15 protein-coding genes and 2 tRNA genes are annotated in these 13,056 nt (G+C 65.9%); 3 read left to right on the forward strand and 14 right to left on the reverse strand.

Going from position 1 to position 13,056, the window contains the following annotated elements; translation table 11 throughout:
• From ABQZ09_RS13240 to ABQZ09_RS13280, 9 genes are all read right to left on the reverse strand, one after another.
• Window positions 1-77, reverse strand: a tRNA-Arg gene (locus tag ABQZ09_RS13240).
• Window positions 78-172: 95 nt separating this feature from the next.
• Window positions 173-249 (reverse strand) — tRNA-Arg (locus ABQZ09_RS13245).
• Between the two features lie 40 nt (window positions 250-289).
• Window positions 290-1,189, reverse strand: a complete 900-nt coding sequence (locus ABQZ09_RS13250; RefSeq protein ID WP_184557246.1) for an alpha/beta hydrolase family protein — start codon at window positions 1,187-1,189, stop codon at window positions 290-292.
• Window positions 1,186-1,995, reverse strand: a complete 810-nt coding sequence (thiD, locus tag ABQZ09_RS13255) for a bifunctional hydroxymethylpyrimidine kinase/phosphomethylpyrimidine kinase (protein ID WP_184557249.1) — start codon at window positions 1,993-1,995, stop codon at window positions 1,186-1,188. Before thiD ends, ABQZ09_RS13250 begins: the two co-directional genes overlap by 4 nt.
• Window positions 1,996-2,078: 83 nt before the next feature.
• Window positions 2,079-2,564 (reverse strand): hypothetical protein, encoded by a 486-nt coding sequence (locus ABQZ09_RS13260; RefSeq protein ID WP_349777089.1) that lies wholly within the window; start codon window positions 2,562-2,564, stop codon window positions 2,079-2,081.
• Complete coding sequence (locus tag ABQZ09_RS13265) at window positions 2,564-3,961, reverse strand: PhoH family protein (protein ID WP_104580138.1); 1,398 nt, start codon at window positions 3,959-3,961, stop codon at window positions 2,564-2,566. The genes ABQZ09_RS13260 and ABQZ09_RS13265 overlap by 1 nt, the downstream gene beginning before the upstream one ends.
• A gap of 82 nt (window positions 3,962-4,043) precedes the next feature.
• The gene (locus tag ABQZ09_RS13270; protein WP_184385383.1) at window positions 4,044-4,526 is read right to left on the reverse strand and encodes a peroxiredoxin; all 483 of its coding nucleotides are present in this window, start codon (window positions 4,524-4,526) and stop codon (window positions 4,044-4,046) included.
• A gap of 36 nt (window positions 4,527-4,562) precedes the next feature.
• On the reverse strand, window positions 4,563-4,913 hold the full coding sequence (locus ABQZ09_RS13275; RefSeq protein WP_039404257.1) for a ribonuclease E inhibitor RraB: 351 nt from the start codon (window positions 4,911-4,913) through the stop codon (window positions 4,563-4,565).
• Between the two features lie 12 nt (window positions 4,914-4,925).
• Window positions 4,926-5,552 (reverse strand): glycine cleavage system transcriptional repressor, encoded by a 627-nt coding sequence (locus tag ABQZ09_RS13280; protein ID WP_081419256.1) that lies wholly within the window; start codon window positions 5,550-5,552, stop codon window positions 4,926-4,928.
• 92 nt (window positions 5,553-5,644) lie between these two features.
• Between ABQZ09_RS13280 and dapA the strand changes: the two genes are divergently transcribed.
• Window positions 5,645-6,553, forward strand: a complete 909-nt coding sequence (dapA, locus tag ABQZ09_RS13285) for a 4-hydroxy-tetrahydrodipicolinate synthase (RefSeq protein WP_039563824.1) — start codon at window positions 5,645-5,647, stop codon at window positions 6,551-6,553.
• A gap of 16 nt (window positions 6,554-6,569) precedes the next feature.
• Window positions 6,570-7,088, forward strand: coding sequence for a hypothetical protein (locus ABQZ09_RS13290; RefSeq protein ID WP_039563823.1), 519 nt, complete (start codon window positions 6,570-6,572; stop codon window positions 7,086-7,088).
• Between the two features lie 111 nt (window positions 7,089-7,199).
• Here ABQZ09_RS13290 and fdxA read toward each other — a convergent pair whose 3' ends face one another.
• The 5 genes from fdxA to ABQZ09_RS13315 all read right to left on the reverse strand — a co-directional run bounded on the left by fdxA (window position 7,200) and on the right by ABQZ09_RS13315 (window position 11,624).
• Window positions 7,200-7,523, reverse strand: a complete 324-nt coding sequence (gene fdxA, locus ABQZ09_RS13295) for a ferredoxin FdxA (protein ID WP_349777090.1) — start codon at window positions 7,521-7,523, stop codon at window positions 7,200-7,202.
• Between the two features lie 543 nt (window positions 7,524-8,066).
• Window positions 8,067-8,945, reverse strand: a complete 879-nt coding sequence (locus ABQZ09_RS13300) for a 2-dehydro-3-deoxygalactonokinase (RefSeq protein WP_349777091.1) — start codon at window positions 8,943-8,945, stop codon at window positions 8,067-8,069.
• The gene (locus ABQZ09_RS13305) at window positions 8,942-9,853 is read right to left on the reverse strand and encodes an SMP-30/gluconolactonase/LRE family protein (protein ID WP_349777092.1); all 912 of its coding nucleotides are present in this window, start codon (window positions 9,851-9,853) and stop codon (window positions 8,942-8,944) included. Before ABQZ09_RS13305 ends, ABQZ09_RS13300 begins: the two co-directional genes overlap by 4 nt.
• Window positions 9,847-10,995, reverse strand: a complete 1,149-nt coding sequence (gene dgoD, locus ABQZ09_RS13310; protein ID WP_039404273.1) for a galactonate dehydratase — start codon at window positions 10,993-10,995, stop codon at window positions 9,847-9,849. Before dgoD ends, ABQZ09_RS13305 begins: the two co-directional genes overlap by 7 nt.
• Window positions 10,992-11,624, reverse strand: a complete 633-nt coding sequence (locus ABQZ09_RS13315) for a 2-dehydro-3-deoxy-6-phosphogalactonate aldolase (RefSeq protein WP_179455185.1) — start codon at window positions 11,622-11,624, stop codon at window positions 10,992-10,994. Before ABQZ09_RS13315 ends, dgoD begins: the two co-directional genes overlap by 4 nt.
• A 415-nt stretch (window positions 11,625-12,039) precedes the next feature.
• Between ABQZ09_RS13315 and ABQZ09_RS13320 the strand changes: the two genes are divergently transcribed.
• On the forward strand, window positions 12,040-13,011 hold the full coding sequence (locus ABQZ09_RS13320) for a LysR family transcriptional regulator (RefSeq protein ID WP_169705816.1): 972 nt from the start codon (window positions 12,040-12,042) through the stop codon (window positions 13,009-13,011).
• Window positions 13,012-13,056 lie beyond the last annotated feature (45 nt).

A 13,056-nucleotide genomic window follows, 5' to 3' on the forward strand; every position in this document is an offset into this window, starting at 1 on the left:
TGGTGCGCCCGGAGAGATTCGAACTCCCGACCGCCTGGTTCGTAGCCAGGTACTCTATCCAACTGAGCTACGGGCGCATATCTTGTGTTTGACTTGCCATCCGCTGCAACACAGCTGGACGTTTAACTGAAAAGACAGCGGTTCAATGCTGTCTTTTTGTGGTTCCTGAAGATGGTGCGCCCGGAGAGATTCGAACTCCCGACCGCCTGGTTCGTAGCCAGGTACTCTATCCAACTGAGCTACGGGCGCCTCGTCAGGAGCGGAATTATGCGGATGCCTGACGTACTCGTCAATCCCTTTGTGAACTTCGATTGCCGTTGACCTCGACACCAAGGCTGCCAACGAGCGCAGCAGCCACTGCAGCGGGCGCCTTCATCCAGGCGAAGTGATCGCTGCGCACGCCCAGCTGCACATCCTGCAGGTGCTGCAGCCGGGCATGCGCCTGCGGCATCTTGCCCAGCAGGGCGTGCAACGCCGCCGGCGGGCCGAAGTTGTCGCGTGCGAAGGTCAGCGCAGTGATCGGAGTGGTCAATGCGCCCAGTGCATGTTCCAGATCCCAGGTCGCGCCGGCGGCGCGATAGCGGTTGCTGCGGCCCACCTGTGCCCAGTCGGCGATCAGGCCGCGCGCTTCGGTCCCGCCGAAGCCGAGCCTGCGCCCATGCAGCACGCCTTGCAGCTTTGCCAGCCACGGCAGGGCGCGAAATGCCAATGGCAGGCCATAGCGCATGGGGCGCGGAAAATGGCGCCAGTAGGGCGAGCCGCTGGCCACCAGCCACAGCTGTGCAAGCGGAGAGGAGTGCGTCGCCGGCGTGAGCCGCAGCGCGGCGTGGCAGCAGGCCAGTTGGCCGCCCAGGCTATGGCCGCCCAGGATGCGTGGAAGTTGCGGGTCGTGCCGATCCAGCAAGGCGTGGCTGGCCGGAAGATCCTCGGCCAGCAGCGTGCGGTAGCCCCAATCGTGCTCGCGCGACGGGCGCAGGCTGCTGCTGCCATTGCCACGCCATTCGTGCAGATACACCGCGATGCCGGCCGATGCGAGCACCTGCGCGAACGGTTGATAATGCCGCGCCGCTACGCCCAAGGCCGGCAGCCATAGCAGCGCGGCCAGTGGTTGTGCCGGCGCGTAGCGCATCACCTGCCAGCGGTGCCCGTCGGCGGCGCTCGCGCTCATGGTGGTGCTGTGTACGCTCATGCGCCGTGCGCAGCGCCGAAGTGGTCGAGCACGAGCACATCGCTGTGCCCGGGGCGTTGGCCGAGGTGGATTGCGCGTGCCACGTAGTCGATGGCCGCTTCGCAGGCATTGAGGAGCGACAGGCCCTGGCACAGTTGCGCGGCGATCGCGGCCGACAGACTGCAGCCGGTGCCATGTGCGTCGACCTGCACACGTGGATGCATGAAGGCATCCTGGGTAACGCCGTCATCGAACCGATCGAACACACGTGCGCCTTCGTGCAGATGGCCGCCCTTGAGCAGCACCGCGTTGGCGCCCAGGTCGAGCAGTGCGGCGGTGGCGTGTTCGGCGGCATCGGCGTCGTCGATGCGGCGGCCGGTCAATAGCTCCGCTTCGGGCGTGTTGGGGGTGACCAGCGTGGCCAGCGGCAGCAGACGGGTGCGCAAGGCGTCCAGTGCGGCGTCTTCGAGCAGGCGTGCGCCGCTGGTGGACACCATCACCGGATCGAGCACCACGAATGGTGGGCGATGCCGTTCGAGCAGGTCGGCCACGCAATGGATGACGTCGGCATTGGCCAGCATGCCGAGCTTGACGGCCTGGATCTGGAAATCGGCAAAGCAGGCATCCACCTGCGCCTGCAGAAACGGCAGCGGCGGGATGTGCACGGCGGTGACGGCGCGGGTATGTTGCGCAGTCAATGCGGCGATCGCCGATAACCCGTGCACGCGATGCGCGGCGAAGGTCTTGAGGTCGGCCTGGATGCCGGCTCCACCGCCGGAATCGGAGCCGGCGATGGTCAATGCGGACAGCGTGCTGGGCGTGGTCATGCGCCGATTCTGCACGGTCCGATTGCAGCTGTGCAGAACCGGTGTCTGAACGCTGCCTGCGCCTGCCAGCGCTTACCGCAGGATCACGGCGGTGCCCCGTTCACCGCGATCTGCGAGAACGCGCCGGTCTGCGGGTCGTACAACGCGCCCCAGAACATGTTGCCGCCATCGCAGGCCTGGATCGCCTCGGTGGCCGGTTTCATCTGCGGCGTGTTCGGCAGTTTGAAGGCGTTGATGTAGATCAGCTGCTGGCCCCCGATCACCACACCCACGTACTGGCGGTCGAACTCGCGCGGCTCGGCGATGGTGGGCGTCAACGCGTCCTGCCGGGATTCGAGCTGTTCGATCTGCTGATGGTTCGGTGCCCAGTAGCCGGTGATCTGGCCCGGATGGCGCGCCGGGCTGTCGCGCGAGCAGGTCTGCAGCATCTGCTCGGCCACGCCTTGGCGCGTGATGATCCACGACTGCCCGTTCTTGAGATTGGTCGGCACGCTGGATGGTCCCTGCGTGGTGGCGCAGCCGGCCAGCGCGAGCACGGCCAGCGCCACCGCGCCGCGAAATGCGCGCATCACAACACCTCCGAGGCGAAGTCGGCCAGGCGCGAGCGCTCGCCACGCCGTAGCGTGATGTGCGCGCTGTGCGGCCAGGCCTTGAAGCGATCCACCGCGTAGGTCAGACCCGAGGTCGTTTCGGTGAGGTAGGGCGTGTCGATCTGTTCGACGTTGCCCAGGCACACGATCTTGGTACCGGGGCCGGCACGGGTGATCAGCGTCTTCATCTGCTTCGGCGTGAGGTTCTGCGCCTCGTCCAGGATCAGGTACCGCGACAGGAAGGTACGGCCGCGCATGAAGTTCATCGAACGGATCTTGATGCGGCTTGCGAGCAGGTCGTTGGTGGCGGCGCGCCCCCATGCGCCGCCTTCCTGGTTGTGCGTGAGCACTTCCAGGTTGTCGGTCAGCGCGCCCATCCACGGCGTCATCTTTTCTTCTTCGGTACCGGGCAAAAAGCCGATGTCTTCGCCCACGCTGACGGTGGCGCGGGTCATGATGATTTCGCGGTAACGCTGCTGGTCCATGGTCTGCGCCAGGCCGGCGGCGAGCGCGAGAAGGGTCTTGCCGGTGCCGGCGGTGCCGAGCAGGGTGACGAAATCGATCTCCGGGTCCATCAAGGCATTGAGCGCGAAATTCTGCTCGCGGTTGCGCGCCACGATGCCCCACACCGCATGCTGGCCGCTACGGAAGTCGTCCACCAGGCACAGCGTGGCTTTGCCGCCGCCGACCTTGGCCACACGCAGTTCCACTTCATCTTCGCCAGGCAGGTACAGGTACTGGTTGGGGTACCAGTCTTCGTCCTCGGCCAGCACGATCTCGTAGTGCGTGCGGCCACGCTCGTTCCAGCTGCGCAGGTCTTCGTTGTGCTTCTGCCAGAAGTCTTCCGGCAGCTCGATGGCGCCAGTGAACAGCAGGCTGAAATCGTCCAGCGCGCGGTCGTTCTGATAGTCCTCCGCCACCAGGCCGCTGATGTAGGCCTTGATGCGCAGGTTGATGTCCTTGGACACCAGAATGACCGGCACGTCCGGATGTTCTTCGCGCAGCGCCAGCACCGAGGCCAGGATCTTGTTGTCCGGCAGCATGGCGCCGAAGGTGCGGCCCGGGTCGATCGGTTTGATCTGGAAAAACAGACGGCCGATCGCGGCCTGGCCCTTGAGCTGGATGCCCTGCGGGTGGCTGAGCAGGATGCCGGCCTGGATCTGCTCGGCGTTGGTGTTTTCCAGCAATTCGTCCAGGAACCGGCTGACCTGCCGCGCATTGCGGCTGACTTCGGAGGTGCCTTTCTTGGCGTTGTCGAGCTCCTCGATCACCTGCATCGGCAGGAACACATCGTGTTCTTCAAACTTGAACAGCGCGGTGGGATCGTGCATCAGCACGTTGGTGTCCAGCACGTAGATGCGCTTGCCTCGGGTCATTGGGTCTTCCAAGTGATGGAGCAGGGGCGAGCCATCACGCCTGCAGGTGCAGGGTGATGGAGGACGCGGGAGGCGAGGGGTGTCACTGTTTGGCGTGCGCCTTCACTGCAGTCAGCACGGCCTCGGCATGGCCGGCGACCTTGACCTTGCGCCAGGCCTGCACGACATGCCCCTCGGGCGATAGCAGGAAGGTGCTGCGCTCGATGCCGAGCACCTGTTTGCCGTACATGTTCTTTTCCTTGATCACGTCGAAGGCGCGGCACAGCGCTTCATCGCTGTCGCTGATCAACGGGAAGGTGAAGCCTTGCTTGGCGCAGAAGTTGTCATGCGACTTCACCGAATCGCGCGAGACGCCCAACACCACGGCGCCGGCTTTTTTGAACTGCGGCAGCAGCGCGTTGAAGTCCAGGCCTTCGGTGGTGCAGCCGGGGGTGCTGTCCTTCGGGTAGAAGTACAGCACCAGCCACTTGCCGGCATAGTCGCGCAGGCTGGCCTGGGCGCTGCCGGAGAGCGACAGCGGCAGGTCGAAGGTTGCGGCGGGCAGTTGCAGTACGGCGTCGGTCATCGTTGCTCAGCCTCAGGGGGAGGGCGTGCGGCGCGGTCAGGCCGGGCCGACATCCATCCCATCATAAGCAGCCACATGGAAACGTTTGGCGAGTGCGTCGAACTGCGCATTGCGCTGATTCAGCGACTCGATGGTGTGGTGCTCTTTCTTGTCCACATGCAGGAAATACGACTCCTCGTCGTCGCCATCGTCTTCGTCGCGTTCGCCGAGAAAGATATCGATGACGCGGTAGCCATCCTGGGTCAATTGCTCGGCGAGTTTCTGCAGCGGTTCCTGCGCCGGATCGGCAAAAAAATATTCCCAGCGCAGCGGGCCATCGAGGTTCCAGTCGGTCTCGGAGCGGATGTGGTCGAACATCTGTTTCAGCGCGGATTGGGCGATGGCCATGGTGCGTCTGCCTTAGAACTTCATCGGGTCCATGATCGCGTCGAGATTGAGGTGATCACAGAATTCCAGGAAATCATCGCGCAATGCGGCGATGTGCATGTTGGCCGGCACCCCGATCGTCACCTGCGCAGAGAACATCTCCGCGCCGGTCTGCATGGCGCGATAGCGCGTGCTCTGCAGGTTTTCGATGGTGATGCCCTGGCGGTCGAAGAAGTCGGCCAGCTGGAACAGGATGCCGGGCTTGTCGGCGGCGATCACTTCGACGATGTAGGGCAGCAGGTTGGACTGGGTCTGCTTGGGGCCGGTGCGGTACCACACCAGCTTGAGGCCTTCCTCGCGTTCGAGCCGGGTCAGCATCGCTTCGAGCTTGGCGACCGAATCCCAGGAGCCGGTGGCCAGTGCGGTAACCGAGACATCGCGCCCCACCGTGGCCAGACGGGCGTCCACGAGATTGCAGCCGCTGTCGGCGATGCGGCGGGTGACGGGCAACAGGGGGGACTCCGGATGCGTCGTGTAGGCGTTGATCAGGAGGTGGTTTTCGGTCGGCAAAGGCCGGGGTGTCGAGTCGGTCAAAGGGGCTTCCGGCATTGCATCAGGCTGAATGGCCGCCCGGGCAGGCGCCCTGGCGGTGACCAGCATACTTGCCCGTGGTTTCGCGCCGCAAGTAACATGCGGGTGGTCTCAACCCGCGCCCGCGCGGGCCTCCCCTGTCACGTAAGAGCAGCAGAATCTTGTCCCTTTCCGGCATCATCACCGCGCTGGCGACCCCTTTCGGTCCGGATGGCGCACTCGACCTGGATGCCTGGCGGCGGCTGCTGGAGCAGCAGCTGCACGGTGGTGTGCAGGGAATCGTGGTCGCCGGCTCCACCGGCGAAGCCGCCGCGCTGAGCGACGACGAATACGACACGCTGCTGCGCGCCGCGGTGGCGCAGGTGGCTGGCCGGGTGCCGGTGCTGGCCGGCACCGGGCTGTCCGGTACGGCAAAAACCATTGCGCAGACACGCCGCGCCGCCGCGCTGGGTGCGCAGTACGCGTTGGTGGTCACGCCGCCGTACGTGCGTCCGACCCAGGCCGGGCTGAAAGCACACTTCCTGGCAGTGGCCGACAACGGCGGTTTGCCGGTGGTGCTGTACAACGTGCCTGGCCGCACCGGCTGCGACCTGCTGCCGGAGACGGTGGCCGAGCTGGTCGGGCACCCCAACATCGTCGGCATCAAGGAGGCCCGTAGCGAGCCCGAGCGCGTTGCCGCACTGGTGGCGCTGCGCAGCGATAGCTTCGTGGTGCTCAGCGGCGATGACGGCAGCGCAGCGCACGCGATGCTGTCCGGCGCTGCGGGGCTGGTGTCGGTGGCATCCAATGCCTTGCCGGCAGCCTACCGTCGCCTGTGCGATCTGGCCCGCGATGGCCAGCGCGAGGCCGCCACCGCCTGGGATGCGCGCCTGAGCGAATATCACAGCTTCTGCGGGATCGAATCCAATCCCATCCCGGTCAAGGCGTTGCTGCAGCGCGCCGGGATCGGGCACGGCCTGCGCTTGCCGCTGCTGCCACTCTCCGCGGCGCACCAGCCTGCCGCCGACCGCCTTGCCGCCGACGCCATTGCGTTGGAAGCGCTTTCCAGCCGCGAAATGCTCGCGGCCTGACCCAGGAGATCTATCGATGCGTCATTCCGTTTCCCCCGTCCGCGTGCTGTCGCTCGCGTTGCTGGCGACCGCCACCGTCGCTGCCACGAGCGGTTGCAGCTGGTTTCACAAGGGCGCGCGCGGCGACTATGCGCTTGCCCCCGAAGCCCGGCCGCTGGAAGTGCCGCCGGACCTGAACCTGCCCGACACCTCCGGTGCGATGAAGGTGCCAACCCTGGCCTCCACCACGCAACAGAACGCCAACACGCCGCCGTCGGCGAGCGCCAACAGCGGTTTTACCGTGGCCGGCGAGCGCGATGAGGTGTTCGCCAAGGTCGGCACGGCGCTGGCCGAGATTCCGGGCCTGACCATCGCCAGCAAGGCGCAGATGCTGGGTTCCTACGATGTGAGCTACGAGGGCTCCAGCTTCCTGGTGCGCGTGGTCAAGGTCGATGCGGGCAGCTACGTGTCGGCAGTGGACCCGCGCGGCATGCCGGCCACGGCAGCGGCGCCGGTGGCGGTGATCAGCTCGCTCAAGAGCAAGCTTGGCGGCTGAGGCAGGTTCAGTTGGTTGGATAGCAAAACGGGCGCCCCTGGCGCCCGTTTTGCGTTATGCGGTGTCGGGTTGCGGCTGCTGTGGGCGCCGCGCCGCATCTGATCGCGGCGATCAGCGCTGCAGCAGCGGCAACTTGTTCGGCTTGCCATCCCATTCGGCCGCATCGGGCAGCGGTTCCTGACGCACGGTCAGCACCGGCCAGACCTTGGCCAGCTCGGCGTTGAGCGCGACGAAGGCTTCCTGACCTGCTGGCACGTCGTCTTCCGGGTAGATCGCATTGGCCGGACACTCGGGCTCGCACAGGGTGCAGTCGATGCACTCGTCCGGATCGATCACCAGAAAGTTCGGGCCGACGTGGAAGCAATCCACCGGGCAGACCTCGACGCAGTCGGTGTATTTGCACTTGATGCAGTTTTCGGTGACAACAAAAGGCATGGCGGAATCCGGCGTTTAGCCTGTCAATTCTAAAGCAGTCGGGGGACGGGTGTGGAGTGGATGATCTTTAGGGGTGGCGTTGCGATTTTTGCTGCGGCAGCTGCGTACCGTCCTGCGCAAGTAGTGCCTGTCGGTTAGTCAGGTTGGCTGACGGCGGTGCTCGCTTTGAGCAGTGTTAGGTGAGTTCGTCGAGTTGGCTGTCTGCCGCCGTACCCTCACCCCAACCCCTCTCCCGCAGGGAGAGGGGCTCAGTTCCTTCTCCCGTCGGGAGAAGGTGGCGCGCAGCGCCGGATGAGGGTACGGGCGAAGCCTCGTGCAGCTGGAAAACACGGTGGCTACCTCCGTACCCTCACCCCAACCCCTCTCCCGTAGGGAGAGGGGCTTTAGTTCCTTCTCCCTTCGGGAGAAGGTGGCGCGCTAGCGCCGGATGAGGGTACGGGCGAAGCCTCCGGGTTATCCACCATTCTTAGAGGCTTCGCTCCCGTACCCTCACCCCAACCCCTCTCCCGTAGGAGAGGGGCTTTTTGTTCCTGGTTTTTTCGGTCAGACCAGTCCGCGCTGCCTGGCCAGCGCGAACAACCCTGCCGCTGCCAGGTCTTCCGGATGCAGCTGGCTTTCGACGCCCAGATGCTGCAGCGCCAGGGCATACCGCTGGGCCAGCGCCGGGCTGCCGACCAGATGCACGATGGCATGATCGCCGCGGTGCTCGCGCAGTTCGTGGCCGATCAACAGGCCCGAGAGGTAGGACGGCAGTGCCGCAGAGGACAGCCGTTCGAACAGGCCGAGCGTACGGGTGCCGAACAGGTGGTGGCTGAGGCCGCCGGAGTCGGCGCTGCGGTCGACACCTTGCAGGAATGCAGCGGCGTCCAGTTCGGCGTGGTCGTCGTCCATCAGCTTGCCGAGGATGCTGTGTTGACGCAGCACGGCATACAGCTCGCCGGTCATGACGGTGGCGAAGTCGGTCAGCTGGCCGTTGGCGATCCGCGCCCACTTGCTGTGCGTGCCGGGCAGGCAGGCGACATGCTCACCGCCGCCAAGCGCGGCGATCAGGCCGAGCAGCTGGGTTTCTTCGCCACGCATCACGTCCGGCACGCCGTCGTGTTCGCCGGTGCTCACGCCCGGCACGAACCACAACGTGCGGCCGGGCAGCAGGTCGTCTTCGCTGCGCATCGCCCGGGCGAGCGCGGCGGTGTCGGCCGGGCAGGGCAGATAGGGTTGTTCGACCCAGCCGTTGCGGCTGCCGATCATGCCCGACAGCAGCAGCGGGCCGTTCCAGTCGGCGATCAGCCTGGTGAGTACCTCGGCGAAGCGGCCCTGGCAGGCGAGGATGCCGTCGCTGCCGCGGCGTTGCTCCAGTACGGCGCCGGTGGCGTCGAGCAGATAGGCGCGCAGGCTGCTGGTGCCCCAATCGACGGCGATCATGCGCTGGCCACCCGGCTTTCGGGCAGGCCGGCGATGGCGAGGTCGCACACGAACAGGCTGCCGGCTTCTGGCATGCGCGCGAGTTCTTCGGCGCTATGGTCCAGGCGCGAGGAGATCACGTGCAGGCGATCCAGTGCCGCGCCGCCGAACGCGCTGCAGGTGGGGTGCTTGATCGGCAATTGCACGATGCGCTCCACGCTGCCGTCGGGGCGGTAGCGCACCACGCGGCAGGCGCGCCATTGCGCGTTCCACAGGTGGCCTTCGCTGTCGATGATGGAGCCATCCGGCTCTGCGTCGTCGCGATCCAGGGTGGTGAACACGCGCGTGTTGCTGGTCTGCGCGGTCTCCGGGTCGTAGTCGCAGCACAGGATCTGCGGGCGCACGGAGTCGCAGTAGTACAGCGTGCGGCCGTCCAGGCTGAAGCAGATCGAGTTGGGAATCGACACGCCCGGCAACGGCAGCGCACGCAAGCCGTGCCGCAGCGAAAACTGGTAGAACGCGCCGCGCGCGGCCTTGCTGTCGTGTTCGTCCATGGTGCCGAACACCAGATTGCCATGCCGGTCGACGCGGCCATCGTTACTGCGCGTGAGCGGGTTGTCGGCTTCGATATCGGCCAGTTTTTCAAATGGCAGCGCGTCGGCGTCGGTGTTGTCAGGATCGACCACGCCAATCGCCTTGGCCAAGGCAACCAGCACGCGGCCGTCGTCCATCAGGCCCAGGCAGCCCGGGCGATCGGGCAGCGTCCAGTAGCGCGATTGCGCCGTGGCCGGATGATGCCGCCACAGGCGCTTTTCAACGATGTCGACCCAGTACAGCGCCTGGCGCTGCTCGCACCACAGCACGCCTTCGCCATGCGTACAGCGGCTATCGACCGCCAGTACGGCGGTGTGCTCGGGCGTGCTCACCATTCGGCGATGCTGCCATCGGCGTGGCGCCACACCGGGTTGCGCCAGTCCGGCGGGTTTTCGTTTGCGCGCTTGAGCATGTCTTCGTCGATCTCCACACCGAGCCCGGGCTTGGGCAGGGCGGCGATACTGCCATCGACACACTGAAAGTCGTCTTTATTGATGACGTAATCGAGCAGGTCGGCGCCTTCGTTGTAATGGATACCGATGCTCTGTTCCTGTAGCACCGCGTTGTGCGAGACGAAGTCCACGTGCAGGCACGCGGCGAGCGCGATCGGGCCGAGCGGGCAGTGCGGGGCGAAGCCGACGTCGTAGGCTTCGGCCATCGCGGCGATCTTGACGCATTCGGTGATGCCGCCGGCATGCGAGAGATCAGGCTGCACCATGCCGATGCCGCCGGCACACAGCACGTTCTTGAATTCGAAGCGCGAGAACATGCGCTCGCCGGCCGCCAGCGGAATCGAGGTGCTCGCGGCCAGGCGCGGGTAGTACTCGGCCTGTTCGGCCAGTACCGGCTCTTCGACGAACAGCGGCTTGAACGGTTCCAGCTCGCGCAGCAGCGCCTTGGCCATCGGCGCGCCGACGCGGCCGTGGAAGTCGATACCGAAGTCGATGGTGTTGCCGAAGGCTTCGCGGATTTCGGCCACCTTGACCACGGCTGCGTCGACCGCACGCGCGCTGTCGATCAGCTTCATTTCTTCGGTGCCGTTGAACTTGAAGGTGTCAAAACCCAGCGCGCGGTAGTCGGTGATCTGCTGGATGATGGCGCCCGGGCGGTCGCCGCCGACCCAGCGGTAGGTCTTCATACGGTCGCGCACCAGCCCGCCCAGCAGCTCGTACACCGGTACGCCCAGCGCCTTGCCCTTGATGTCCCACAACGCCTGGTCGATACCGGCGATGGCGCTCATCAGGATGGCGCCGCCGCGATAGAAGCCGGCGCGGTACATCGTCTGCCATAGGTCGTTGATGCGCGCCGGGTCCTTGCCGACGACATAGCCGGCCAGTTCGTGCACGGCAGCTTCCACCGAACGCGCGCGGCCTTCGATGACCGGCTCGCCCCAACCGGTGATGCCCTCGTCGGTTTCGACCTTGAGGAACAGCCAGCGTGGTGCGGCGTGGTAGGTGGTGAGGCGGGTGATCTTCATCCTTGCAGTTCCTGGTAGGCCTGCACGAAGGCGCGTGCATGCGTCTGGGTTGTTTCGAGCGATTGCGCGGGTTTGTACAGTTCGCCGCCGATGCCGGCGCCGGCCGCGCCCTGGGCGATGAAGCCGGCCAGGGTCTGCGGGCTGACACCGCCGACCACGTAGACCGGGATGTGCTTGGGCAGCACCGACCGCAATGCGCGCACATGCGCGGCGCCATAGGTGGCTGCCGGGAACAGCTTGAGAATGGTGGCGCCCGCATCGATGGCGTCAAATGCCTCGCTGGCGGTGGCGAAGCCGGCCACCACGGTCAGCCCGCGCGACACCGCATGACGGATCAGCGACGGGCGCGTGTTGGGAGTGACGATGAAGCGCGCGCCGATCTCTGCCAGGGTGTCGACGTCTTCATTGCGCAGCACGGTGCCGGCACCGATCCAGGCGCGCTCGCCATAGGTCTGCTGGGCCAGCGCGATGCTCTGCTCCCAGCGCGGCGAATTGAGCGGGATCTCGATCGCGTCGAAGCCGGCGTCGATCAGCGCGCCGACGTGGGCTAGCGTTTCTTCCGGCGTGATGCCGCGCAGGATGGCGACCAGGGGCAGGGCGAACAGGCTGGCGGTGGTATCTGAGGTCATGCGGTTACTCGCGAGAGAGCGGAAAGCGGCCATTGGCGACCCGGTGGCCGGCAACGTCGGGGGAACTTGCGCACTGCGCGCGGCAACAAGCCGTCGCCGCTGCGCAATGCAGCAGAAAAACGCAGGGCGGGGAAGAGGCGCCGCAACGCGCCGGAGGCGGCGTGGCGCGCGCAGCACGCCTGGAGCAACGGCCCGCAAGTGGCCGGCAAGATACCGTCATCGTCGTCCACCTCCGCGGTCATGGCGTGCGTGTTGCCACCTCGTCGAAGATGGGTCACGTCTGTTCTGGCCGCGCCCGGGAGGTAGGGGCTCCTGCTGCGGCGAGCGCTAGCCTCGCGCGGGGAGATATGTGCTGCAAATGAAATTTTCGGCATATTCTATTCCTCCGACGAATACACGGCCGCAACCGCACCTCATGGCAAATTCCGGTACCCCCTGGTTCAACGCAGCCCGGCTCAAGACGCGCCAACTCCTGCTGCTGCTGCATTTGCACGAACAACGCTCGGTGCTACGTGCGGCCGAGGCCGCCAGCATGACCCAGCCGGCGGCCTCCAAGCTGCTGGCGGAAATGGAGGACATGCTGGGGGTGAAATTGTTCGAGCGGCATGCCCGCGGTGTCGAGCCGACCTGGTACGGCCACGTGCTGATCCGGCGCGCCCGCGCGGCGATGTCCGAGATCGGCCGCGCGCAGGAAGAGATCGCCGCGTTGCGCGCCGGCCGCATGGGCCAGGCCTCGATCGGGACCGTGGTCAATCCGGGCACCAATCTGGTGCCGCAGGCCATTGCCGAGGTGAAGCGCGAGTTCCCGGACATCCTGGTGCGGGTGGAGATGGACTACAGCCGCCCGCTGGTGGCGAAGTTGCTGGATGGGCAGCTGGACATCGTGATCGGGCGCATCCTCGGCCCGGAGGGCGTGGGCGAACTGGAGTTCGAGCCGCTGGCCGACGAGCCGCATTCGGTGATCGCGCGGGCCGGCCACCCGCTGGCCAGCCGGGCCGGCCTGCAGCATGCGGATCTGGTGCGGCATGGCTGGATCCTGCCGCCGGCCGACAGCGTGCTGCGCGCACGCCTGGATTCGATGTTCATGGAGCACGGCGTGCAGACGCCGACCAACGCCATCGAGACTTCGTCACTCCCGGTCACCTCGACCCTGCTGCGTGGCACCGACATGCTGACGGCCTTGCCGGTGGAATCGGTGGCGCCGCTGATCCAGGCCAAATTGCTGACCGTGCTGCCGATCGAACTGGGCGTGCGGATGGAATCGTTCGGCATCATCCGTCGGCGCGATTACATCCTTCCGCCGGGTGCCGAACGCATCCTGCAGGCATTGCGCACCACGGCGCGACGGCTGTATCCCGCGTTGCGCGGGCCGGAATCCCTTGCCTAACAAGCTCTTCCATTTGTATTCCATGGGGTAATACCAGCCTGTGAA

This window comes from Xanthomonas sp. WHRI 6106, assembly GCF_040202405.1.
Taxonomy (GTDB): Bacteria; Pseudomonadota; Gammaproteobacteria; order Xanthomonadales; family Xanthomonadaceae; genus Xanthomonas; species Xanthomonas cannabis.